Source organism: Hymenobacter chitinivorans DSM 11115, from assembly GCF_002797555.1.
GTDB classification, from domain to species: Bacteria; Bacteroidota; Bacteroidia; order Cytophagales; family Hymenobacteraceae; genus Hymenobacter; species Hymenobacter chitinivorans.
Genome location: NZ_PGFA01000001.1, coordinates 2925732 through 2950310 on the forward strand (window position 1 = coordinate 2925732; position 24579 = coordinate 2950310).

Genomic DNA, 24579 nt, shown 5'->3' on the forward strand with positions numbered 1-24579 from the left:
GAAGTAATGAAGTAATGAAGCAGTGAAGTGGTAAAGCAATAAAGCCGCACCCCTACATAAACCCGTCATGTCTCCCGCTGGTCAACATGACGTTCTAACAACCAACAACCAACAACTAACAACCAACAACTAACAACCAACAACTAACAACCAACAACCAACAACCAACAACCAACAACTATCATGGACCACGCGACCCGCCTTACCCTCGTCACTGAGCTGCGCCACCTGCTCGAAAAAGGCTTTGCCCACGGCGCCCTCGAAGACGCCTGCGCGGGCATCCCCGCCGATAAGCTCAACCAGCGCCTGCCCCAGGTGCCCTACACCATCTGGGAGCTGGTCGAGCACATCCGCATTGCCCAGTACGACATCCTCGACTTCAGCCGCAACCCCGCCTACGAAACCCTCGACTGGCCCGCTGCCTACTGGCCCGACCCCGCCCAGCCCGCCGACGAGGCCGCCTTCCAGCGCACCGTGCAGCAGATCAGCCACGACCGGGAAGAGTTTCTCCAGCTCCTCCAAGACCCCGCCCTCGACCTACTGGCCCCCTTCCCCCACGGTACCGGCCAGAGCCTGCTGCGCGAAGCCATGCTCATCGCCGACCACAACAGCTACCACCTCGGCCAGCTCATCCTGCTGCGCCGCCTGCTCGGCATCTGGGAATAGCCCGCGCCGCCCCACCCGAAGCCAAAACCGGGTATGTTTACGCCTTTCGTCTTCTCCTCATTTTCAGCTTATCTTTTTAATTTGATGTCATTTATACGCCGCAGCACCCTTACTGCTGCCCTGGTAAGTAGCCTGGCCCTGGCGAGCTTCGCCCAAACTACCCCCGCGCCGACCCCAACCACGACCCCGGCCCCGCTCACCTCGCCCCTGCTTCCGCCCCTGCAGGTCACGACCGAGAAGTATAAGGACTACCTCACTAAGCGCTACGCCGACGACAAGGAGGCCCGGGCCGTTATCCACCTCTACAGCCGCAAGAAGACCGGCGGCGCTATCTGGCTCGCCACCGGCGCGGGCGTCATCGGCTTGGTAGCCAGCCAAACGGGTACCAAAAGCAACGGCTCCGGGGGCACCAGCACCGTCACCGTGACGCCCCTGGGCTACGGCCTGCTGCTGGGTATCTTCGGGGGCATCGGCATCGGCAAGCTGGCCCGCTTCGGCAATGAGAAGCTCTACCGCGTCCTCGCCGATTACGACCAAAGCCACGCCTTCCCCGGCTTCGTAATGGAACACCTAGCTGACAAGGACTACCAATAAGTCCGGTCCCGTCACCGCTGCCACTACCCCAAGCCCCGGCCCTGGCCGGGGCTTTTTGCGTTGCCGCCCCCGCCCTGCGGCCCCGTATTCCCCTCCAGCCTCGGGGCCCGACAACATGCCCGTAGCAGCCGCTGAGTCAGCCAAAATCTTCCCGCTTTTTCACGTACTTCGACGCCCCCCACCAGGGGATTCCCTCGTCGGCGCTTCATCTGCCACGCACCGCCCTATTCCCGCCAGCCCTATGAAAAGCCTGCTGCTGCTTTCCCTGCTAACCACTCTGCTCAGCCCGCCCACCACTCCTACGGCTTCCGCGCCACCGCCCACCCGCCCGCCCGCCATCCTGGTCTTCTACCGCACCGCCGGCTTCCACCACAAGTCTATCCCCGACGGCCTGCGCGCCCTGCTCCAACTGGGCCAGGAAAACCACTTCCGCGTCGATACCACCGCCCTCAATACCCGCTTCACCGCCCACGGCCTCAAGCCCTACCGCGCCGTCGTCTTCCTCAACACCACCGCCGACGTACTAACCCCGCCCCAGCAAACCGCCTTCGAAGCCTACATCCGCCGCGGCCGCGGCTTCGTGGGCATCCACGCCGCCACCGATACCGAGTTCGACTGGCCCTGGTTTGGCGGCCTGGTCGGGGCCTACTTCGTGAATCATCCCAAGGTGCAGCCCGCCACCGTGCGCGTCCTCGACCGGCAGCACCCGGCCACGGCCCACCTGCCCGCCGCCTGGCCCCGCACCGACGAGTGGTACAACTTCCGCAACCTCGCCCCCGACCTCACCATCCTGGCCTCCGTCGATGAGACAACCTACGCCGGCGGTACCAACGGCCCCACCCACCCCTTCGCCTGGTACCACGCCTACGCCGGCGGCCGGGCCTTCTACACCGCCGGCGGCCACACCCCGGAAAGCTACCAGGACCCGCTGTTTCTGCAGCACCTGCTCGGCGGCATCCGCTACGCCATGGGCCAGTAGGCGCGGCCCCCGGCGGGAAGTCACCAATAGCCCCGCTCTGGCGGCAAAGACCGGGGCCGCCCAGGAAAACTACCCGGCTGCCGGGCGGCAACTACGTAAGCGCAAAATCAGGATTTAGACGCATCTTTCTGGGAGTCAGGAAGCCTAGCTTTGTAGTGCCTGCTTTTCCGGGCCCTGTCCCGCGGATACAGGTTGTTTTTCAGCTATTCTTTCCACCACCCATTCCGGCCTGACTCCTATGCGTCCTACTCCTCAGAATTTTTCGTCGGTCCAGCCCCTGCTGCCCACCACCCTCGTCAACCTGGATACCACGCCGGCCACGCAGCTGGTGCGCCGCCTGCAGCGCACCCGGCAGGCCCCGCCCCGCCTCCTCATCGACTGCGGCAGCCTCCGGTGCCTGCGCACGCTCGGAGTCAGCCACGTTATTTCCGAGCTGCTGGTTTTGCACCGGGCCGGGGCCCACGTGTGGCTGCGCAACGTAAACCCGGTGCTCTACCACTGCCTGGCCCTGCTCAAGCTCACCGACGTGTTTCACCTGCTGCCCGCCGCCTAGCCCCTCGGCACCAAACCGGGGCTTTAACGGGTAACCGGCCGCCGGCTGCCCGGCAGGTCAATACTACCGCAAAAAAGCCCCGGCCAGAGTGGCCGGGGCTTTTTACAGCGGGAATAAGAGCCGGACTGGCTTAAGGCGCAGACCAGGCCCGGGGCTTGGGCTCAGCCCTTGCCCCGCCCGGTCAAACCCCGCCCTACGAGCTGCAGGAGAGCGTGGCGCAGCCGGGCTTTTCGCGGGCCCAGTCGGGGCGCTTGGCGGCCAGCTCCTCGTGCTCGGGCTGCTCGGCGAAGGGCGTTTTGAGCACCGTCATCAGCCGCTCCAGCACCGTCAGGTCGCCGGCTTCGGCGGCCTCAATGGCCTGCTGGGCCAGGTAGTTGCGCAGCACGTACTTGGGGTTAGCGGCCAGCATCATTTCCCGGATGGCTTCGGGCGCGGCCGTTTCCTGCTGCAGGCGCTGCTGGTAGTGGCTCAGCCAGCTCCGCAGCTTCTGTTCTTCCTCGGGCGAGGCCGAGTAGGTGGCCGCCGCCAGCAGCTCCCGCCACGCCGCCGCGGCCGCGGCCGGGTCTTGCCGCACGGCGGGGGCGGCGTGCGAAAGGTGGCGGAAAAACAGGGTCATGTCTACTTCCGACTCGGCCAGGGCTTCGTGCAAAGCTTCGAACAGGGCCTTGTCGTCGGCCTCGTTCCGACTGGTCAGGCCCAGCTTGCGCAGCATCATAGCGTGGCGGGTGGCCTCGAAAGTAGAGGAGTACAAATCCAGGCCGGGGCGCAGCAGCTCGGGGTCGGGCACGAGGTGCGCCAGGGCCCGGGCCAGCTGCCACAGGTTCCAGAGGCCCACGTTGGGCTGCTGCCCGTAGGCGTAGCGCCGGGAGCCGAAGTCGGTGGTGTTGGGCGTCCAGTCGGGGTCGTAGGGCTCCAGCCAGCCGTAGGGGCCGTAGTCGATGGTGAGGCCCAGGATGCTCATGTTGTCGGTGTTCATGACCCCGTGCACGAAGCCCACCGACATCCAGTGCGCTAGCATGACGGCCGTGCGGCGGCTGATTTCCTCAAACCAGCGCACGTATACCTCCGGCCCCGTGGGCTCCCCCAGCTCGGGGTAGTAGCGCCGGATGACGTAGTCGGCCAAGGCCCGCAGGTTGTCCAGCTCCCCGGCCGAGGCCATCATCTGGAAGTTGCCGAAGCGCACGAAGGTAGGCGCCACCCGGGCCACGATGGCGCCGGGCTCGGCCTGGGGGTTGCCGTTGTAGAACATATCCCGCACCACCAGGTCGCCGGTGCGCACCAGGCTCAGGGCCCGGGTGGTGGGCACGCCCAGGTAGTGCATGGCCTCGCTGCAGAGGAATTCGCGCAGGGAGGAGCGCAGCACGGCCCGCCCGTCGGCCCGGCGCGAGTAGGGCGTGGGCCCGGCGCCCTTGAGCTGAATTTCCCAGGGCGTGCCATCGGTGGCCGTGACTTCGCCCAGGGAAATGGCGCGCCCGTCGCCGAGCTGCCCGGCCCAGGAGCCGAACTGGTGGCCGCCGTAGCGGGCGGCAAAGGGCTTCATGGTATCCGTCACCAGGTTGCCGGCCAACGCATCCACGGCCGGGCCCCGCTCGGCGGGCCGGGCCAGGCCCAGGTAGGCGGCCAGCTCGTCGGACCAGGCCAGCAGGCGCGGGTCCTGCACGGGCGTGGGTTGCACCCGGGAATAGTGGTAGCCCGGCACCTGGCGCGGGCGGTTGTCGAAGGAAGCTTCGCCGCGCATTTCGTCCACGAAGGAGTTCTGAAACGGGGCGGTATCTATCGTTGGCAAGGAAGTAGGCATAGCGCAGAGAAATAAAACAGCGGATTGGAATTAGGGTACTGGCCTAAACGCGGGAACAGCGGCCGCAGGTTCGCCAACGGGCCGGCGGCGGGCCGCTTTACTTGCAAAGGAGGATGGCCCGGGCTGGTTTGGGGTACTCAGGTATCCCCACCCCCTACCCGAGTACCCCCCAAGGGTACCCAAGCAGCTTCCGAAGCGGCCCGAGTGGCCAAACTGGTGACCCAAGCTGCAAATGTGGTGACCGGAGTGGCCAAAACGGCAACCCGAGTACTCTTTTTAGCGACCCAAGTATTCTTTTTGGCGACCTGAGTCGCAAAGCCGGCTACCCGGGCACCCTTGGCAGCGGCCCAAGTCACAAAGCTGGGCACCCGGGTAGCCTAAGCAACAGCGGCGGGGGCGGCGGGCCTGCGTGGGTGGGCCGATATTCGGGCCCGGGTTCTGGGCTGGCTTCGGGCAGAATCGGTACATTTCGGCCGCTATGAACCGCTTCGACCGTATCACCGCCCTCCTCATTCAGCTCCAGGCCAAGCGCGTGGTAAAGGGCCCCGAGCTGGCCCAGCGCTACGGCGTGAGTTTGCGCACCATTTACCGCGACCTACGCACCCTGGAAGAAGCCGGGGTGCCGCTCTGCGGGGAGGCGGGCGTGGGCTACAGCCTGGCCGAGGGCTACCGCTTGCCCCCGGTCATGTTCTCGCGCGAGGAAGCCACGGCCCTGCTCACGGCCGAAAAGCTGGCCTCCCAGCTCACCGATGCCCACACGGCCCAGCTCAACGGCTCGGCCATGGACAAGCTGCGGGCCGTGCTGCGCCGCACCGACCGGGACTTTCTCGAAGATTTGAGTCCGCGCATTACCATTCTCAAAACCGGCCGGCCCGGCACGCCCGTCATTCCGCCGGCTTCCAATACTCACCAGGCTCTGCTCCAGGCCGTTGCCGAAAAGCGCGTCGTGGGCCTCGACTACCGGGCCGGCTACCAGGCCACGGCCTCCCAGCGCGAGATTGAGCCCATCGGGGTGTATTTCGGGCACTACTGGCACGTGGTGGGCTTCTGCCGCCTGCGCCAGGAGTTCCGCGACTTCCGCCTCGACCGAATCGTGGGCCTGCACCTGCGCCCGGAGCACTTCGCGCCCCGCCCCGACACGCTCCAGACCTACTGGCAGCAGCTGGCCGAGCGGCGCCAGACCCAGCCCCTGGTGGTGCGGTTTGCGCCCTGCGCGGTGGCCCGGGTGCAGGAAAATAAGCACCACTTCGGGGCGGCCCAGGAGCTGACCACGGCCAGCGGGGAGCTGGAAATCACCTTCCTGACCGGGCAGCCCTGCTACCTGGCCCGCTGGCTGCTGCTCTTTGCCGGCCAGGCCACCATCGTTTCGCCGCCGGAGCTGCGGGAGCAAGTGCGGGAGTTGGCCCAGCAGGCCTTTCAGCATTTTGGCTGAGGCGCGGAGCTCCGGAAATTATTTTTGCACCCACCCGTTTCCTGCTGACATAGGGCTGTCACTGGGCGCCGCTAGGTTTGAGGCATCATTCACCCCAAACCTTTTCTCTGCCATGCTGACTGCCACCCTTACCCCCCTTGCCCAGGCCCTGCTGCCCGAACTCGACCACGAACTGGCCCTCACCCGCCGGGTGCTCAGCCGCCTGCCCGAAGCCCAGTTTGGCTGGCAGCCCCACCCCAAGTCGATGACGCTCACCGTGCTGGCCACCCACATCAGCGACCTGCTCGGCGGCATTGCCATGACCATGCAAAGCACCGAGCTGGATCTGGAGCAGTACGACGCCGTCAACGACGGGCCGGCCGCCACCCTGGCCGAGCTGCTGACCCGGCTGGAAGCCAGCGGGGCCAGTGCCGCCGAGGCCATCAGCAACGCTACAACCGAAGACTTTGCCGAGCCCTGGACCCTGCGCCACGGCCCCACGGTGCTGCTCAGCCAGCCCCGGGCCGACATCGTGCGTCACCTGCTCAGCCACCTGATTCACCACCGCGGGCAGCTGAGCGTGTATTTGCGCCTGCTCGAGGTGCCCGTGCCCTACATCTACGGCCCCTCCGCCGACGAAGCCACCAACCCCGGGTAAGCCCGAGCCCGGCGCAAAAAGCCCGTCCTGCTGCACTACGCGCAGCAGGACGGGCTTTTGATTTTACGGCTCTTTACTACAAATGGCGGCGCGCTACGAAATGGCGCTGGGGCTGTGCAGCAGCGGCAGCTGCAGGCGGTCCACGGTTTCGCCCTCGAAGTCGAACTCAATCAGGATGGCCGGCTCCTCGCCCACTACCCAGCCGTCGTGCCCGGGCTCGATGGCCACGGCCTGGGGGGCCACAAACTCCTCGACGACCCCGTCGGCGTACTGAATGTTGATCTGGCCGGCAGCCAGAAAACCTACGTGGGCGTGCATGCACAGCGGGGTGCCCACAATTTCCTTCAGGTTCCGGGACCACCGAAACCCGACCGGGTACACGATGCGCTTCACCCGGGCTGCCCCGGTCTGAACCACATCCACCTGCACCCCGCCTACTTCGCGGCGGGTAGCACCTTTCATCGGACCAAGCAGTGATTCTGGGGTAGGCATACGCGTAGGATTACAGGTAGAACAAATAGAACTGACAGATTAAAACCCTGGCCTTAACCGCCTAAAAGCAAGGGTAATATAGGACTTTTCAGCTAAAGCGCAAGCCCCAGGTCCGAATTATAGTCGCGCTTGAGCCCGGCCAACTGCCGGCTCCAGGCGGGAAGGTCGGGTACTAGTCCACGAAAAAAGCCGGCCCTGGGCAGGGCCGGCTTTGCTCATCTAACGGCGGCGGGGCTACTTGCTCTCGTCGTCCACGGGTTTGCCTTGTTGGTGCATGTTGGCCGCCACCAGGTCATCGGGAATGACGTTGCTGATGGCCACCTGCACCTTGTTTTTCAGGCCCGAGACAATCTTGTCCTTGCCGGCCAGCAGGGCTTCGTAGCCATCCTTGGCCACTTTGGCCGGGTCGGCCTTGCTGCCCTCGGCCACCAGCTTGGACTGCTCCATGTCGGCCTTGCGGAAGAAGTCGGTGTCCGTCACGCCCGGCAGCAGGGCCGTAATGGTCACGCCCGAATCCTTGGTTTCTTCCCGGATGGCCTCGGTAAAGGACGTCACGAAGGCCTTGGTGCCGTGGTACACCGACTGCAGCGGCCCGGGCAATTCCCCGCCGATGGACGACACCTGCAGAATCTTGCCCGAGCCCCGGGCCACCATTTCCTTCAAAAAGCACTTGGTGAGCACCACGTAGGCCCCGATGTTGAGCTGGATGATGTCCAATTCCCGGTTGATGTCGGTTTCGATAAACTCGCCGTACTGGCCCTGGCCGGCGTCGTTGACCAGCACTTCCACCTCGATGCCTTGGGCCTTCACTTCCTCGTAGACCTCAAACGGAGCCTGGCGCTGAAACAAGTCCTTGGCCAGGGGCACCACCCGCACGCCGTATTGCTGGGTCAGCTCGGCCGCTGTGCTGGCCAGTTCCGGCTGATTGCGGGCCACAATAACTAGGTTGTACTTATCCTGCGCCAGGAGCTTGGCCAGCTCGTAGCCAATACCGCTCGTGGCCCCCGTGACGAGGGCAAATTTCTGTTCGTTAGCCATAGTGTTTTTTAGGTTAGGTTGGTAGCAGACAATACGTTTGCTTACGCCCATTGGCCCGGCGCGTTTCCATCCCCAGCCGGATTTTTTCCGGCTAACTCCTTACTGCTCAGCTTACCGGCCGTATCCAATGCACCACCCAGCCCCACGCAAAAAGCCCTGACCACGGCCGTGGTCAGGGCTTTTTGCGTGGGGCGTAACGCCCGCTATTTCTTAGCCGGCGCCACCTGCACCACCGAGTTGGCGGGCAGCGGCACTTCGCGCGAGGTCTGGAACTCGGGGGCTTTGTCGGCCTGCTCTTCCACCTTGCGCTGCACGATGCGCAGCGTGTTGCCGCCCACGTTCATCACGGCCAGGTCATAGCTGGTGCCCGAGCCGGGGTCGTAGCTGCGGAAGCCCATGAGCATGTCGCCGGGGAAGCCGGCCAGCTTGGCTTTTTCCTTGTCGACGACGTCGGGCTTGCCGCTGAACTGGCCCAGGTCGATATCCTGGTTTTTGGCGCCTTTCACCACGAGGTGGGCGGCCGTTTTACGGTCGGGGCCGGCCGCGCCGGGCTTAAAGGCAAAGCTGATGGTCAGGTTCTGGGTGGTGCTGGCAGCCGGCGCGGCGGCGGGCGTAGCCGGAGCTGCCGCGGGAGCGGTGGCCGTATCGGCGGCCGGTGCAGCCTCCGGCGTAGTGGGCGTAGCGGCAGTTTCCGCGGGAGCCGACTGCTCGGTGGCGGGCGGCGTTTGGTTGCAGCCGGCCAGCAAAAGCAGGACCGCGGCCAGCGGCAGGTAGGAGAATTTCGTCATGGGAAGAACTAGGCAGAAAACGGAAAATTCGTGTTGACCGGGTAAGATTACGCATTATTGCCCGCTCCTGCACCTACTTGCCGCGGGCAAAGTTGCATTTTTTGGTTTTGCCTCCTTTGCCCCTAGCGTACCTATTTGCCACTGGTCCAACAGCAAGCAGCCGTGCGCCCCGCAAAAAGGCCGTATCCCGGAGGCGGCTTTTTGCGGGGCGCACGGTAGATTAAGTTCGGACAAAATGAGGCGCTACCACCCGCGGCCGGCTTACAGCGGGTGGGCGTCGTCGTTGCGGCTGGCTCCCGGGTCGGTGAGTTCCAGGGAAGAATCCTGACCGGTATCCGGCGCAGAATCTGCTAAGCCGCTGCCTTCCTGCTCGGCCGCGCTGCCCGACGCTGCCGCGGCATCAGAGTCATTCTGGGCCGCTTCGGCGGCTGTCGGCTGCGGCTTTTGCTGCTTAGGATCCGGAGCGGCGGCGGTTGGGGCTGGCGCGGAGGTTGAAATTGCCATAGCGGTTACGGTTACAAGCGGTGAAACATGCGCTGTTCAGCTTCTCAACGTACAAACCGCCGCTGGGTTGACTTCTGCAGCCCGCGCCAACTCTCCCCGCCGGAATCGGCTAGGCAGCCACCATATGGGGGCTAACGGCGGCCGGCGTCGAGCCGGAACGCTGAACAAGGCGACGCAGGGTCTGCGCCAGTTTGGCCTCGGTCTTTTTGGTAGCCAAAAACACGAGTAAGCCCCCGGCCATGGCGAAAAAGAAGCTTACCAAGCCAAAGGCCAGCGCAATGAACAGGTGAAAGCCCACGGCGGGCAGCAAGAGCTTCGCCCGGTTTTTGGGGCGCATAAAAATGGCGCCGGCCAGAATTATTTCGAAGAGAATGGTGCCCCACGTCAGGCCCGATACGACGTAGGCATTGGTCAAAGCCGAGGCCAGCAGCCGCTCCATCCACGCCGGATACCCAAATATGGGGTCATTCAGAAAATAGTAAATAGCGGTACCATTCTTCCACTCCTCCAGCTTGTAGACTTTCTCGACGCTGGCCTGCAAATACAGGACACCCATCTGCAGCTGAATCACGGCCCAGGATACATTGGCAACAAAATAATTAGCCCGGCCCAGTGCGTACTCCCGACCTAATTGCCAATGGTTGGGCCTCGCGTCGACGAGCGTTACCGGAATCAGCAGCAGGGTAATGATTACCGTAATCTGGTCGCCACCTTCCAGAATCTGGGCCGAGCGAAACAGGCTGAAGGACACCAACCAGTGCAGCACCCCCGTCAGCCGGGGGTAGAAGCCCGAAACCACCGCCAGTAGCACGGCAATGCACACGGCGTAGTAGACCGTGATGTGCGCAAACCCGAAGTAGGTAAAAATATTGAAGTATTCCAGGGTTGGGTTAAAGCTGAGCTTCCCGAACGTAGGCTCATCAAAAAGAATGCTCGGCCCACTCAGCACCAGCGTAATCAGCGTGCCGATAGCGAGAAAAGTGCGGCTCAGCGCCACGAATAAAAACAAGGGCTTCCGGGTGGCCAGACCATCCAGAAAGCCTACGTACGAGTGAATAAGGCCGTTTTTCATTGCAGTATAATGCTAGTTACGTAGGCTGATTTCTTGAAATTGTCCGGATACTTGGCCCAGGACCAGGGCGCTATCTTATACTTCTTCAGAATATAGGTGCCGGGCGTAATAAACCGTAGCCTTTCGGGGTCGGCTTTGGCCCGGGTGATTTCGACTTCCGTAAACTGGGTTCGGCTAATTACCTCGTCCTTATCTTCTACCCGTACCCAGCTGCTGTCTTTTTTGACCAAAGCTGCTACCCGACTTATTTCCATATTTATCCGGCGACTCTTGCGCGAAAAGCCGTAGAGGCTCTTGGCATCGGCATTTTTAAAATGCACCGGCGTTAACTTGTTGGACTGCTCTACCTTGTAAAGAGCGTATTTATCCCCGCGCGGACTACGGGTGAAAAAGCCCCAGCCTTCCGGAAAGAAAGTCGCTACGTTATAATTCTCCTTAAAGGACGACTCGGTGACATTGGGTCCGGCAGCCGCGAATACAACCTTCAGCAATAGGAAGCCAAAGATCATCAGCACACTATTATAAAGAATAATATATCTCGCTTTCATAATTGTATAATTCTAATTATAAAACTTAAAAAAAGGTCTTGGCACTCTAACGAAAGAACACCAAGACCTTTTTACTATCCCCCGGAATTATACCATTGTTTAGCCCAGGTTGAAGGCAATATCCTTCACCAGGTTCTCATGCTCAAACGAAGAAGGAGCAGAAGTATCCTGGTCGGCACCGAGTACGGCCACGATTACAACAACTACAATTGCGGCAATTTCGATGGCTACAGCAATGTCAAAGGCCCAGGCTATACTGACCTGGTCTTGCAGGCCCTGCTCAGAACCCGAATCTTGGATACCAACCTTGGTTTTAGCATCCTGCATGAAGCGGGCTACTTCCTCCTGTTTGGAGAAGTCATACTTTTTCAGGTTGATCGACTTGAGGCCCTCCTGCAGCTTGGCTACCTTTTCGTTGTTGCCCGTGCCGGTCATTTTAACTGCCTGAATCAGCGAGCCGCCCTTGCGCAGGGCCGTATTGATGGCGTCGAAGTTTTTGGATTCTACGGCTTTCTGCAGTTCGGCAAAATAACCTGGATCCAGCTTACTCACAGCCGTTACCACCGCAGCATTATGCTCGGCCCGGGCCTGGGCAAACGCGGGATTTTGAGCCTGCTCTTTTTCCAGGGCCAGCCGGAAGGCCTGCAGGGTGGGCAGTTTGGCAGCTACCTCGCCTTCGAGCAACAAAACCCCTCTGAACAATTGCTCACCAGTATAGCCTTTGGTAGCTACTTGGTTTAATTCACTTTTGGGAGCAGCCACCTCGTCTTTCGAGCAGCTAACAGTTAGGAAAGAAGTGGCCAGCAGCGCGCTCAGTCCTTTGGTAAAAACGGCATTACGGAAATAGTGAACCATGATAAATGAGTTAAAAATGTTAAAAAGAAAAAAAGTAAAAAGTAATAAACACACACTCTACTTTAAGACCCGGGGGAGTCTTTGCGGTAGATATTTTAAGTATAAAAAGACGCGGTAGTTTATCAGCTTTAAAGGCGGCGATTAGTAACCGATCCTCTAAAATCCAGAGTTAAACTCATCGGGGTTTGCAACCCGATTGCTGTAGCGCTTACAGATAAGACCTTCTTCTCAAGCGAGCAGTTCCCGACTTCTTGACGAGTACCGGCCCGCGGTAGAACAACAGTCAATTTGCCGGCACACTCAGCTCTGCACCCGATTACTAGCCAAGATTTCAATGACTCACAAAGCAAGTCACTATCATTCACGCACAAGTTTGACTACTTGGCGGATAATGTACGGTAGAAAAAGGAGAGCCTTCTAATCAGGCTGGGGCCGGCATGGATTAACTCCAGCAGCAGATTTTATAGCAGATATAATTTGAGAGATAAATTGATAGATGGGTTAAGTAAAGATAAAATAAACTAGTAGTATTCGGTAGTGGTAGCGTTATCTGATCCAAACATAGGAGACGACAATCACAATAGCAAGAGTTTGCAAAAAATAATTTATTTTTTGCAAACTCCATCTGTAGCGTGTTATTCCGGCATTCACCTAACTCAGAAGTCCCAGGTGGTTACAGGCAAGCTGCCAGCTTGGGCGGGCACTGCCCCAGTTTTCGGTAAGCCACTTATAGCCTATATTCCGGGCTGCTACGGGGCTCCCGCCCCGAGGCAGCTAATCCCCTAGGTTTGCGTATAGGAAGTAAATTTGGTTTTCAGGAAGCCATGCTATTATGCGGTGTATGCGGAAGTAGCAGCTCGTCTCTATGAAATTGTTGCTTGTCCGGCGCGTGCTGCTGGCCGTCTTCTTGCTGGTACTCGCGGCCCTGGGCCTGCTGGCGTGGCTGCTGGGCACCGACTACGGCCGGCGCCGCCTCGAAACCTGGGTACGGGAGCAGGTAACCCACCGCTCGGAGCTGGTGTTGGCCCCGTTTACAATTACCTTTTCCCTCTGGCACGACTTTCCCCACCTAACGGCCTCTATTCACCACGTCAGCCTGACCGATACGTCGTTTCGGCAGCAGCACGAGGTACTACGCGTGGGCCGGGCCAATTTGCGCCTGGATTTGCGGCGCCTCTGGTACAAGCAGTTCCGCGTAACCCGCCTCACGGTGCACGACGTCCTGTTTCGGGAGCAGGTCGATTCGCTGGGGCGCACCTGGGGCCTGCACGGCAAGCGCCGCCACACCAGCACCGGAACCGGTCCGCCCCTGGACCTAACCCTGGATTCGCTGCTGGTCTACAACTTCCGCATCCAAACCCGCAACGACTTTGCCCACAGCGCCTTCGGGGCCGAAGTACGCCAGGCCCACTTGGCGGCCTCCATCCACCGGGGCTTGCTACGGGCCCGGGGCACGCTGCACGGCGAGCTGAGCTACCTGCGCAACAGCCGCGGCCTGTTGTTTCAGCACAAGCCGGTGTGGGCCACCGTAAATTACCGGCTCGAATTCAAAAAGCGCCAGGGCACGCTGCGCAACACCCGGGCCACGCTCAACGGCGACACCATCCGCATCCGGGGCACCCACCAAACGGTGGCCAATCAGCCCGGCACCCGCCTGCACTTCCAGTTTGAGGGCGAGCAGCCGCTGATGGAAGTGCTGCACGCGGCCCTGCCCGCCAACCTGGAGCCCTACATTGCCGGGGCCCGCAGCCCGAGTAAAGCCCACATCCGCTACACGATTTCGGGGCTGACCGGCCCCACCGTGCGGCCCCGCAACGTGCTGACCTTCGCCCTGCGCCGCGCCCAGCTGCGCTGGCCCGACCCCAAGCGCCGCATCGACCACTGGGATTTGCAGGCCACCTACGACAACGGCGCAGCCCATACCCTCAAAACCACGGCCCTCACCGTGCAGCACTGCCGCCTGTATTCGTCGGCCGGGCAGCTCAACGTGGCCCTGACCCTGCGCGACTTCACCCGGCCCTTCGTGAGCGGGCGGTTCCGGGGCCGCACCGAGCTGCCCCAGCTGGCCGTGGTGGTGGCCCCGGGCCAGTGGCGGGCCCGCCACGGCACGGCCGAAATGGACGTGCGCCTGCACGGTCTGCTGCCCCCCACCGATGACGGCAGCGGCACCGTCGTGGTCAGTCAGCCCAGCCTGTCGGTGCAGGGCCAGGTAACGCTGCAAAACGCCTCGTTCGTGGTGCTGGACCGCCGCGCCGACTTTTCGGAACTGAACGTGCGCCTGGGCTTGCGGGACAGTATCTGGACTCTGTCCCGGGCCTCGGGGGTGCTGGACCACATGCGGTTTGAGGCCAGCGCCACCACTACTCACTTGTTTGACTACCTGACCGGGCAGCAGCTTACGATGCAGGTAACCGGCAACTTTGCCGTGGATGAGCTGCGCGTACAGCGCCTGCGGGAGCTGCTGCGGCCTTCGGCGGCGGCTACTCGCCTGCTGGCCCGGCAGCGGGCCCAGGCCGCCTCCACGAAAATAGCCACCCTGGGCGGCAGCCTGATTCCGCCTGGCGTGCGCCTGCACGTGGGCTTGCGCTGCGCCCGCCTGGTGCTGCCGGCCGACACCGTGGAGCAGGTGGGCGTGACGGTGCTGCACGATGGCCAGCGGGTAGAGCTGCAACACCTGACGGCCCGGGTGTGGGGCGCCCAAATGCGGGGCCAAGTGTCATGGCCCACCGACACGCTGCAGCAGGTAGCGCCCATTCAGTTTGCCCTCGATATGCATTACGACACGGTAAACTACCGCCGCCTGATGGCCCGCCTGGCCCGGCCCCCGCGCCGCTCGGCCCAGGCCCCGGCCAGCCCGGCCCTGCGCGAGCTGCTGCTGGCCGCCAACGGCACGCTGAGCTGCGACATGACCACAGTGCAGCTCGACGCCAAGGAAAACCTGCAAAACCTGCACTTGCAGCTCGTCAAGACCGGCTCGGAACTGCGCCTGCCGGCTCTGGATTTTTCCACCACCCGCGGGGGGTCGGGCCACGCCTCGGCCGTGGTCCAGATCAAGGGCATTCACCTCACCGCCGCCGACGTCGACCTGAACCTACACTACCAGGATCTGGACGTGCAGCGCCTGCTGCAGCTGCTGGCCAGCCTCAACCCCGAGGATAAGTCGGTGCCCGTGCCGGTGCTGCGCCTGGCCCGCCGGGCCGAGCGCCGGGCGCGCCGGCAGCAGCAGGCGGCCGGTTCCATTCTTACCAACGGCGTACTGCAGGCTGTGGTGCACGTGCAGGCCGACCGGGTCAACTACAGCGCCGTGCGGGGCCGGAGCTTCGAGCTGGTGTCGCACCTGCGCGACGGGGTGGCCCGGGTCGACAAATGCTCGTTGCGCGCGTTTCGGGGCTTGGTTGACCTGCAGGGCCACATGCTGCTCAACGTCAACCGCCAGCACCACCCGCTGCAGGTGCAGATGCGGCTGCAGGACGTGGAGCTGCCCGACCTGTTTGCCGCCGGCTTAGCCATTGGCCTCACCCTGCCCGACCAGGACAACGTGCGGGGCAGTATGCGCTGCGCGGCCGACCTGCGCACCGACCTGGACTCGACCTTTCTGCCCCGCCTCGACCAAACCGTGGGCTACGTGCGGGCCGCCATGCGCGACCTGGAGCTGCTCAACGTGGAGGCCCTGAGCCAGGCGCTGAAATTTATGCGCGAGGAGCGCACCGGCCACCTGTTTTTTGAACCCTTCAGCAGCGAGTTTGGCCTCAACCGCGGGCAGGTGCTGATTCCGGACCTGAACCTGAACAGCAACCTGAGCAACATGCAAATCAGCGGCAGCTACTTCCTCAACGGCCGGGCCAACCTCTACATCGGCCTCAACCCCATGCAGGCCCTGTTTGGCGACAACGAGAAGCGCATCGAGCGAATTCAGCAGAGTGAGCCCCTGCGCCGCCCCAACCACCGCCTCACCTACGTGAATTTGCAGCGCCTCACCCCGGCCAGCCGCTACTCCGTGCGCTTGTTTAAAGGCAACGAACAACGCCAGCAGCAGGCCATTCTGCGCCAGCAGTTCCGCCAGCTGCTCATCACCCAGGGCCTCGACAGCACCGTCAATATGGTCCGCTGAAGTCCTGATCCTTATCTATTAATCCATGATTGAACCCGACATCATCATTATCGGCGCGGGGGCCGCGGGCCTGCTGGCCGCCCGGGAGCTAGCCCAGGCCGGCCGCCGCGTGCTGGTGCTGGAAGCCCGCAGCCGCCTTGGCGGCCGTATTCACACCTTCACTGGGGGCGGCTTCAGCGGCCTCACCGAGGCCGGGGCTGAGTTTCTGCACGGCCCGGTGCCCCTGACCCGGGAGCTGCTCGCCGCCACCGGCACGGCCTGCCACGACACCGAAGGCACCACCTACGAAGTGCACCAGGGCCGGGTCTCGGTGGCCGAAAGCTTCCTGGAAGACATGCCCCAGCTGCTGGAAAAGCTCGACGCCCTGCCCCACGACCTGCCCCTGGCCGACTTCCTGACTCAATACTTCTCCGGCGACGAGTACCGGGCGCTGCGCGCCACCATCACCGGCTTTGCTGAGGGCTACGATGCCGCCGACGCCCGCCGGGCCAGCTCGTTTGCCCTGCGCGAGGAGTGGGCCGGCGGCGGGGCCGAAGACTCGCCCCGGCCCGAGGGCGGCTACGGCCCCCTGCTCGACCACCTGGCCGGCGAAGCGCAGGCTGCCGGCGCCGTTATTCAGCTTAACACCGTGGTAGAGCACATCCGCTGGCAACGGAGCCGCGTGAGTATCGGCTGCAACGGCAACCGCCGCTACGAGGCGCCGCGGGTGCTTATTACGCTGCCTCTGGGCGTGCTGCAGGCCGCCTCCGAAGAGCCGGGCCACGTAGCTTTTGCCCCCGAACTACCGGCTCAGCGCCAGGCCGTGGCCGAGCTGGGCTTTGGGCCGGTCATCAAGGTTATGCTCGAATTCCAAACTGCTTTCTGGGAGCAGGAATCGGGCGAAGTGCGCCACGCCCTGCCGGGGCTGGGCTTTCTGTTTTCCGACGCCGCCGTGCCCACCTGGTGGAGCCAGCAGCCCAGCTCCCGGCCCCTGCTCACCGGCTGGCTGGCCGGCCCCGCCGCCGACCAGCTCCGCGCCGCGCCCGACGAGCAGGTGCTGGCGCTAAGCCTGACGGCCCTGGCTTACCTGCTGGGCACTTCCCCCGACTTTCTTCGCACCCAACTCGTGGCCCAGCGGGTGGTTAACTGGGGCGCCGACCCGTTTGCCCGCGGCGCTTACGCCTACGCCACGGTAGGTTCGGCCGCGGCCCGGCAGCTACTGGCCGCACCGGTGGAAGACACCTTGTTTTTTGCCGGGGAAGGCCTGTACGCCGGGCCGGCCATGGGCACGGTGGAAGCGGCCCTGCACAGCGGGCAGCAGGTAGCGCGGCAGCTGCTCCAGGCGTTAGCCTAGTCCGGGGCCGTCCCCGCTGGGTCAGCAGCCTAGGCTGTCACAACTTTTGGCGCGGCGGCAGTTTTTGTGACGGACCGGCGTACCGGCTAAGCAGCGGGGGACGGGCTCCGAAACCGTAATGGTAGTCAGGCCAGCCGCAATTGAACATTTAAAACGTCTTCGGCCGGGCCGGGACTTTTCCGGGGGCCGGACTTTTTTCTTGGCGCCAAAGCCCCCACATTTGCCGTCTTGTCTCTAGTCATTTTCCACCGCAATGCAGCACTTTTATCGTCGTGCCCGCCGCTGGCTTTCCGTCACGGCCCTGTTTCTGATTACGCCCTCCATCCTCTTCGCCTGGGGCACCTGGGGGCATGAGCGCATCAACCGCGCCGCCGTGCTGGCCTTGCCGCCGGCCCTGCGCACCTTCTTCTACAACCACGTCGACTTTATGGTGCAGGAGTCGGTAGTGCCCGACTTGCGCAAGTACACGCTCAGCGACAAAGCCGAGGGTCCGCGCCACTTTATCGACTTGGAAAACTACGGGGAGATGAGCCAGATTCCCCAGGCCTCGCAGGAAGCTTACGCCAAGTATGAGCCGGCTTTTCTCGACAAAAATGGCCGCCTGCCCTGGTTTATTCAGGACATGCAGGGCAAACTAACCCAGGCCATGAAAAACGGCCGCAAGGAAGACATCCTCTTCATTGCCGCCGACCTGGCCCACTACCTCGGCGACGCCACCCAGCCCCTGCACACCTCCTCTAACCACGACGGCCAGCTCACCGGCCAAAAGGGTGTCCACGCCTTCTACGAGTCGCAAATGGTGGAGAAGTTTGGTAAAACCTACAACTTCAAGCTCAAGGAGCCCCAGCTGATTCAGGACCCGGTGGCCGAAGCCTGGCGCCTGATTGCCCAGAGCCACGCCGCGGCCGACACGCTGCTGACCATCGAGAAAAAGCTGCAGACCGAGGTGGGCCCCACCAACATGTACGAGATGAACGCCCAGGGGCAGCCCAAAAAGAACGTGTTCAACAGCAACGTGCGCACGGCCGCCTACACCGAAAGCTTCCACAACTCGCTCCGGCACATGGAAGAGCGGCAGCTGCGCACGGCCGCGCAGGCCGCCGCCAACTTCTGGTACACGGCCTGGGTAAACGCCGGCAAGCCCGACCTGACCAAGCTCGACACCGAGTACACGACCAAGAGCAGCCAAAGCAACCTGAAGGACGAGCTCAAGCTGCTCCAGTCGGGCAAGCTGGTCGATTTCTCTTCCTTCATGGAGTTCTAAGCCCCAGAGGTTTCCGCTTCTACAAGCCTGTTTCTGCCGCAGTACGCCGGCCGGGACAGGCTTTTTTGCGTCCGGCAAAATCCGCAACGTGGTCCAGAGAAGCCGGGGCCACTCCCGCTTTTCTTGTCCCGCGGAGGCAAAGCTGAAGGATCTTCCTCTCCTGCCCCACTACGGCTCATGCCAACATGACAAAGCGCTTTAAAAGTTGCTGACAAAGGGCTTTTACGTGGAGTCAAACGCGGCCCTTAGCACGCAGAAATTGCTCCGCTTATTATCGAATATTCCGCAACGCGCCTTAGGTGAGTGTGTGCTTACTACTGGTGCAGTAAAATATTTTCAGCGGCTTCAACTATCACAACCGTTCCCGATGCCCTATCACAAACGGTTGCATAGTTTTTCTGCCAATCTCGTGCTTTTCAGCTGATTGCCTGAGCCCTACCCTAGCCTATTTTTAGCACCGGAGAGCGGTTAAATAGCATTTTTACGATTCTCCCGACCTGATTCCTTCTCACCAATTTCCCATCCCTTTTTCATGATTACACCCCGACCCTGTCTGCTTTCGGCGGCCTTATTCCTGGCCGGCCTCACGGGCACTTCCGCCCAAAACGCGCCCGTGCCGCTGCAAGCCGAAGCCGGCACTCTGGGCGCCGACTGGACCACGCCTACCGCCGCCGGCGTCACCTACGTCACGGTAGTGCCCACGGCTACCATTGCCAGCCAGAACCCCGGCACGGCCGCCCGGGTCATTACCTACAGCGTCACCTTCCCCGGCCCGGGCACCTACGACCTCTACGCCCGGGTGCGGGTGGGCGCGGCCACGGCCAACGACGACAGCTTCTACTACGGCAACGGCTTCGGCACAAAGTCGCCCACTGACGACAACGACTGGATTACCATCAACCAGGTGGCCGGCGTGGGCTACACCACCGGCACCCAGGTTGTGGACGGGGCTGGCTCGGCCCAGAACAACGTCTGGAAGTGGGTGAACATGTCCAAGATTGGCGGCGCCGAAACCCCGATTTCCTTTACCGTGGCCGCCGGTAGCCTCACTCAAACCTTCCAGCTCGGAGCCCGGGAGGATGGTTTTGATATCGATAAAGTAATATTTGGGCAAACGGGCCTGTATTTCACCGTCAACAACCTCGACAACGGGCAGCAAGGCTCGGTGAATCCGCCACCCCCACCCTTCACGCCGGTGGGGCCACCTATGGCCACGGGCAAGCCCAAGTTTCTGGGCGGCGTGTACAGCACCCCGCAGCTGCCCAACTTCTCGGCCTACTGGAACCAGGTGGTTCCCGAAAATGCCGGCAAGTGGGGCTCGGTCGAAGCCACCCGGGACGTGATGAACTGGACCGAGCTGGACGCGGCCTACAAGCTGGCGAAGGATAACGGCTACCCCTTCCGCATGCATGTGCTGACCTGGGGCAGTCAGCAGCCCACCTGGATTGCGACGTTGCCCGCCGCCGAGCAGCTGGCCGAAATCAAGCAGTGGTACGCCGCCGTGGCCCAGCGCTACCCCGCCATCGACTTTCTGGAAGTAGTGAACGAGCCCACCCACCAGCCCCCGGGCCCGAGCAGCGGCGGCGGCAACTACCTCGAAGCGCTCGGCGGCAGCGGCACTACCGGCTGGGACTGGGTGATTACCTCCTTCCAGCTCGCGCGCCAGTATTTCCCGACCACCAAGCTGATGATGAACGACTACAGCGTGGAAAATTCGGCCGCCAGCGCCCAGCGCTACCTCGGCATTATCAACCTGCTCAAGGCCCGCAACCTGATTGACGTGGTCGGCATTCAGGGCCACGCCTTTTCGACCCGGGGCCTGCCCGCCGCCGACTTGACTACCAACCTGAACACACTGGCTTCGGCGGGCCTGCCGCTCTACATCACCGAGCTCGATATTGACGGCGTGAATGCCCAAAACCAGCTGGACGACGCCGTGCAGCTGGCCGAATACCAGCGTGTGTTCCCCGTATTCTGGCTGCACCCGGCCGTGAAGGGCGTGACCATGTGGGGCTACCGTCCCGGGCACTGGCGCACGACCCAAGGCGCCTTTTTGGTCAACGACGACAACTCGGAACGCTCGGCCATGGTGTGGCTCAAAAGCTACGTGAAGACCACCGTGCTGGGCACGACCAAAACCGACGACGCAGTTGTGAGCCTCGCTCCCAACCCGGCGGCTAACGGGCAGTTTACGCTACGTGGCACCGCCCATCTGAACACCGTGCGCGTGCTCGACGTGCGCGGGCAGCTGGTGCAGGAAGTGACGCTCCGGAACCAACCCGCGGTGCAGATGCAACTCAATGTACGGCCTGGCCTGTACGTGGTGCAGCTAATCAGCGGGCAAACGGTGTCCTCGAAAAAGCTTATTGTGCAATAAATAGCTGCGGCATTTCTTAATTAACTATTAACTTAAGTGTTAATTAAATTTATTCGATTCCCTTAAATAGAAACACGAAGTAATCAGCAACAGGAATAGCCGTGTAAATAATTTACACGGCTATTCCTTTTTTATTTAGTCAGCTACTTACAGCAACTCAATTCCACTGGCGGCTAACTCCTGGCGCACAGCCTCGGGCCAGATACTGACTTGCACTTCGCCGATATGGGCTTTGCGCAGCATAAACATGCACACCCGCGACTGGCCGATGCCGCCGCCGATGCTCTGCGGCAGCGCGTCCTGGAGCAGCAGGCTGTGGAAGTGCAGGTCCTGGCGCTCGGGGCAGCCGCGCAGCTCGAGTTGGCGCGTGAGGGCCGCCTTATCCACCCGAATGCCCATTGACGACACCTCGAAGGCCGTTTCCAGGATCGGGTGCCAAAGCACGATGTCGCCGTTGAGTCCGTAGTAGCCGGCTTCGTTGGGGGTGCTCCAGTCGTCGTAGTCGGGGGCGCGGCCGTCGTGGATTTCGCCGTGGCTCAGTTCCCCACCGATGCCGATCAGGAAGATGGCGCCGTACTCCTTGGCGGCCTCGTGCTCGCGCTGCTTGGGCGTCAGATCGGGGTAGCGCTGCAGCAGCTCCTCGGCGTAGAGGAAAGTAATGGCCGGGGGCAGCACCGGCTCAATTTCGGGGTACTGCGCACTGACCTGCTGCTCCACGGCTTGCAGGGCCCCGTAGATTTTCTCCACGGTGGCTTTGAGGTAGGAAATCGTGCGCTGCTCGGCCGTAATGTGCTTTTCCCAGTCCCACTGATCCACGTAAATTGAGTGAATGGGCGAATAGTCTTCGTCGGGGCGCAGGGCGCGCATGTCGGTCAGCAGGCCCTTACCGGCTTCGATGCCCAGCTCCTGCAAGCGCAGGCGCTTCCACTTGGCCAGGGAGTGCACCACCACGGCGCGGCGCTCATCCAGGGCCTTGATGGGGAAGTGCACGGGCCGCTCAATGCCGTTCAAATCGTCGTTGATGCCAGTACCGTCGAGCACGGCAATGGGCGCGGACACTTTCACTAGGTGCAACTCGCGGCTCAGTTCCCGGACGAAGGCATCTTTGACGAAGCCGATGGCCTCTTCGGTTTTGAGTAGCGCGGCGGGCGTCAGGGCGCGGGTTGGGGTTTGCAGAACGGTTTCCATACGGGTAGAAGGGTTATGAAGTGAAGGTTTGGCAGCGTGAATTGGGACGAAAAAGGCAATAAGAAGCCGTCCGCCCCGAAGGCAGTTTTTTGAGTTCCGGGAAATTTCCTAGCGGGTGGTAAAGGCAAAAAAAAAGCCTCCCGTCATTCGGAAGGCTTTTTAAACAAGTTGTTCTTTTTCCTATATGTGAACAACGGCCTTCCAATCCCGGAACAAATTATTGTTCGAGTTATTATTGAAACGCACGTTATTGAAGAATTGCATGGCTTGCGCTATTGTCTTTGCGTTGCCAAATAGGAAACAATAATTTACACTTCCAAACATTGCCTGAAAAAACAACGTGTTATTTTTTCGCCGCTTAATTACTTACGAACGTGCGTTAGCCCGTAAAAACAGCTATTCTGAGTCGCTCGTGCGGCCTTCGCGCACATCGCGCACGGCTTCGGTGAGGTAGCTGGGCACCTCGGCGCCGGGCTGCAGAAACTGCAGCAGCCGCAGGTACTTGGCCCGCCCTTCTTCCAGCATATAAGCCGGTACTTCCACCGTAAACAAGCTGAAGGGCTCAGCCTTTTGCACCCCCACGAGCAGAAACCGGTCGGCGCGCAGGGCATCGAGGTAGAAGGCGGCCTGCCGGTCGTAGTCGTAGCCGCTGCACTGGGCCAGAAAGTGGCTGTAGTCGCGGGCCATGGTGGTTTTGAAGTCGATGATGGTATAGCCCCGGTCAGTGTCGGGGGCCACCAGGTCGGCGCGCAGCTTGCAGACGGTATCGGTGGTGGGCTCGGTAAAGATGCAACTGGGCTCGGGCGTGCCGCGCACCAGCAAATCGTGCAGGTAAGGGTCGAGCTTCACGCCTTCCACCATCCACCAAATCAGTGAGTCGTTGATGCCGGGCTGTCCGGCCTGGTAGAGTTCGGGCTCCAGCAGGGCCGTGTGAAAGGCTGTGCCCAGGCCCAGAGCCCCGTTCATGGACGAGGGTTTCTGGTAGCGGCCGTTCAGCGCGTCGCGCAGCCGCGAGAGGTCGGAGTTAGCAATGGCGGGCAGGGCGCGGTAATCGTCGTAGGGCAGGCGCAGCAGATCGGGGCGGCGAAAGGAGTCGGTTGTCGGCATAGAAAGTAGATAACAACGGGAAACAGCACATTGTCCCGCTAGCTCTACGATATTTTATAGTCGGCGGGCCGGTTTGGGCCGCGGCCAATAGTAAAATTCTGTGCCTAGCTACTGCCTACGGCGCGGGTGGCACCATTGGGACCAGTATGACGTAGGTGAGTTGGGTACGCAGATCGAACAGCGGCGTAACGGCTGTCGTTACCCGGAATAGGGAAACCGATTACCCGCTCAGCAGCCTTATTTCCGTATTAGCCAAAATCGGCTTTTGCCCGCCGACCGGCCCCAAAGTATGGCCACTACACCTATGCTCCTACTGTTGCCACACAACAAAAAACCCTCCCTGCAAATTGCAAGAAGGGTTTTGGTGATCCCGCTGGGATTCGAACCCAGGACCCGTACATTAAAAGTGTACTGCTCTACCAGCTGAGCTACAGAATCGTTTATTTGCACTCGGGAACTCTCTTCCCTGATTGCGGATGCAAAAGTAGAAGCATCCCCTTAAACTTCCAAACGCCTTGCTTAAAAACGCTCTATTTTTTTTACTGTTTGTCTTGTCAGGACTTCAACCGGTTTGCAGTCAGAATATTAGTCCCGCAATTAGCCGGGCCGACTCCCTGTTTTTCCGGAATCAGTACGAGGCAGCTTATCCGCTGTACCGCCAGGAGCTGCGGCGGGGGCTCACCTCCCCGCGCGTGTTGCTGCGCATGGCCTATATTCAGGAAGGCCTGGGGCATTATCCGGCGGCCTTGTACTACCTGAGCCTGGCCCACCGCCGGCATCCGACGTACGCAACTTGGCGCAAAATGACGGAACTAGCCCAGAGCTACCGTCTGGCAGGCTACCCGGATACCTGGAAAACCAAGTTGCTGATAACGTTCCGCCGCTATTACTATACTGGCCTGCAGGGGCTGCTGCTCGGGGCGGTGCTGGCGGGGGTATTTCTGCTGGTGCGCCACCGCGCCAGCCGGTTTTTGTGGCTGAGCTACGGCCTGTATTTGCTGGGGGTAGGGTTTTACCTGAATTTTTTGCGCCCCAGCACGATTGGGCTGGTGGCCCGGCCGCATGCGGCCCTGATGGGCGGACCCAGTGCCGGCGCCGCCTGGCTAACCACCGCCCGGGCCGGCGACCGGCTACTAGTGCGCGACCAACAGGACATTTGGTACCGGGTAGAGTGGCGGAACCGCGACGCATTTATTCGCCGCAACGACGTATTACTGGTTGATTAATGGACTGGCTAGTCACC

Annotated in this window: 21 protein-coding genes and 1 tRNA gene; 11 read left to right on the top strand and 11 right to left on the bottom strand. The window is 61.7% G+C overall.

Features of this window, described 5'->3' with window-relative positions; all coding sequences use genetic code 11:
• The first annotated feature begins 183 nt into the window (after window positions 1-183).
• The 4 genes from CLV45_RS12325 to CLV45_RS12340 all read left to right on the top strand — a co-directional run bounded on the left by CLV45_RS12325 (window position 184) and on the right by CLV45_RS12340 (window position 2792).
• On the top strand, window positions 184-666 hold the full coding sequence (locus CLV45_RS12325; protein ID WP_100336652.1) for a DinB family protein: 483 nt from the start codon (window positions 184-186) through the stop codon (window positions 664-666).
• An 84-nt stretch (window positions 667-750) separates the two neighbouring features.
• Window positions 751-1260: a hypothetical protein gene (locus CLV45_RS12330; protein ID WP_100336653.1), complete on the top strand. Its 510-nt coding sequence runs from the start codon at window positions 751-753 to the stop codon at window positions 1258-1260.
• Between the two features lie 241 nt (window positions 1261-1501).
• Window positions 1502-2239, top strand: a complete 738-nt coding sequence (locus CLV45_RS12335) for a ThuA domain-containing protein (protein ID WP_100336654.1) — start codon at window positions 1502-1504, stop codon at window positions 2237-2239.
• Between the two features lie 238 nt (window positions 2240-2477).
• The gene (locus tag CLV45_RS12340; RefSeq protein ID WP_100336655.1) at window positions 2478-2792 is read left to right on the top strand and encodes an STAS domain-containing protein; all 315 of its coding nucleotides are present in this window, start codon (window positions 2478-2480) and stop codon (window positions 2790-2792) included.
• A gap of 193 nt (window positions 2793-2985) precedes the next feature.
• Here the strand turns inward: CLV45_RS12340 and CLV45_RS12345 are convergent, their stop codons facing one another.
• The gene (locus tag CLV45_RS12345; RefSeq protein ID WP_100336656.1) at window positions 2986-4590 is read right to left on the bottom strand and encodes a protein adenylyltransferase SelO; all 1605 of its coding nucleotides are present in this window, start codon (window positions 4588-4590) and stop codon (window positions 2986-2988) included.
• A 478-nt stretch (window positions 4591-5068) separates the two neighbouring features.
• Here CLV45_RS12345 and CLV45_RS12350 point away from each other — a divergent pair, with 478 nt between their 5' ends.
• Window positions 5069-6022: a helix-turn-helix transcriptional regulator gene (locus CLV45_RS12350; protein WP_100336657.1), complete on the top strand. Its 954-nt coding sequence runs from the start codon at window positions 5069-5071 to the stop codon at window positions 6020-6022.
• Window positions 6023-6134: 112 nt separating this feature from the next.
• Complete coding sequence (locus CLV45_RS12355) at window positions 6135-6659, top strand: DinB family protein (protein ID WP_100336658.1); 525 nt, start codon at window positions 6135-6137, stop codon at window positions 6657-6659.
• A 93-nt stretch (window positions 6660-6752) separates the two neighbouring features.
• Here CLV45_RS12355 and CLV45_RS12360 read toward each other — a convergent pair whose 3' ends face one another.
• The 7 genes from CLV45_RS12360 to CLV45_RS12390 form a co-directional block, all read right to left on the bottom strand.
• Window positions 6753-7151 carry a cupin domain-containing protein gene (locus CLV45_RS12360; protein WP_170061849.1) on the bottom strand — a complete coding sequence of 133 codons (399 nt, stop codon included), beginning with the start codon at window positions 7149-7151 and terminating at the stop codon, window positions 6753-6755.
• Between the two features lie 234 nt (window positions 7152-7385).
• Entirely contained in the window at window positions 7386-8189 is an 804-nt protein-coding gene (locus CLV45_RS12365; RefSeq protein WP_100336660.1) for an SDR family NAD(P)-dependent oxidoreductase, read from the bottom strand.
• Between the two features lie 203 nt (window positions 8190-8392).
• Entirely contained in the window at window positions 8393-8977 is a 585-nt protein-coding gene (locus CLV45_RS12370) for a hypothetical protein (protein ID WP_100336661.1), read from the bottom strand.
• A gap of 261 nt (window positions 8978-9238) precedes the next feature.
• Entirely contained in the window at window positions 9239-9481 is a 243-nt protein-coding gene (locus CLV45_RS12375; protein ID WP_100336662.1) for a hypothetical protein, read from the bottom strand.
• A 109-nt stretch (window positions 9482-9590) separates the two neighbouring features.
• Window positions 9591-10553 (bottom strand): sporulation-delaying protein SdpB family protein, encoded by a 963-nt coding sequence (locus tag CLV45_RS12380; RefSeq protein WP_100336663.1) that lies wholly within the window; start codon window positions 10551-10553, stop codon window positions 9591-9593.
• Entirely contained in the window at window positions 10550-11101 is a 552-nt protein-coding gene (locus CLV45_RS12385) for an SdpA family antimicrobial peptide system protein (protein WP_100336664.1), read from the bottom strand. Before CLV45_RS12385 ends, CLV45_RS12380 begins: the two co-directional genes overlap by 4 nt.
• Before the next feature lie 99 nt (window positions 11102-11200).
• Window positions 11201-11956 (bottom strand): hypothetical protein, encoded by a 756-nt coding sequence (locus CLV45_RS12390; RefSeq protein WP_100336665.1) that lies wholly within the window; start codon window positions 11954-11956, stop codon window positions 11201-11203.
• Between the two features lie 865 nt (window positions 11957-12821).
• Here CLV45_RS12390 and CLV45_RS12395 point away from each other — a divergent pair.
• The 4 genes from CLV45_RS12395 (at window position 12822) to CLV45_RS24960 (ending at window position 21041) form a co-directional block, all read left to right on the top strand.
• The gene (locus tag CLV45_RS12395; protein WP_157807450.1) at window positions 12822-16067 is read left to right on the top strand and encodes an AsmA-like C-terminal region-containing protein; all 3246 of its coding nucleotides are present in this window, start codon (window positions 12822-12824) and stop codon (window positions 16065-16067) included.
• Between the two features lie 25 nt (window positions 16068-16092).
• Complete coding sequence (locus tag CLV45_RS12400; protein ID WP_100336667.1) at window positions 16093-17400, top strand: flavin monoamine oxidase family protein; 1308 nt, start codon at window positions 16093-16095, stop codon at window positions 17398-17400.
• Between the two features lie 253 nt (window positions 17401-17653).
• Entirely contained in the window at window positions 17654-18664 is a 1011-nt protein-coding gene (locus CLV45_RS12405; protein ID WP_100336668.1) for a zinc dependent phospholipase C family protein, read from the top strand.
• A 532-nt stretch (window positions 18665-19196) separates the two neighbouring features.
• The gene (locus tag CLV45_RS24960) at window positions 19197-21041 is read left to right on the top strand and encodes an endo-1,4-beta-xylanase (protein ID WP_157807451.1); all 1845 of its coding nucleotides are present in this window, start codon (window positions 19197-19199) and stop codon (window positions 21039-21041) included.
• A gap of 147 nt (window positions 21042-21188) precedes the next feature.
• On the opposite strand, the gene asnA is transcribed toward CLV45_RS24960, so the two are convergent.
• From asnA to CLV45_RS12425, 3 genes are all read right to left on the bottom strand, one after another.
• Complete coding sequence (asnA, locus tag CLV45_RS12415) at window positions 21189-22229, bottom strand: aspartate--ammonia ligase (protein WP_100336669.1); 1041 nt, start codon at window positions 22227-22229, stop codon at window positions 21189-21191.
• Window positions 22230-22625: 396 nt separating this feature from the next.
• On the bottom strand, window positions 22626-23336 hold the full coding sequence (locus CLV45_RS12420; RefSeq protein ID WP_100336670.1) for a PD-(D/E)XK nuclease-like domain-containing protein: 711 nt from the start codon (window positions 23334-23336) through the stop codon (window positions 22626-22628).
• 362 nt (window positions 23337-23698) lie between these two features.
• A tRNA-Lys gene (locus CLV45_RS12425) sits at window positions 23699-23774 on the bottom strand.
• Between the two features lie 113 nt (window positions 23775-23887).
• Here CLV45_RS12425 and CLV45_RS12430 point away from each other — a divergent pair.
• The gene (locus CLV45_RS12430; protein ID WP_157807452.1) at window positions 23888-24562 is read left to right on the top strand and encodes a tetratricopeptide repeat protein; all 675 of its coding nucleotides are present in this window, start codon (window positions 23888-23890) and stop codon (window positions 24560-24562) included.
• The last annotated feature ends 17 nt before the right edge of the window (window positions 24563-24579 follow it).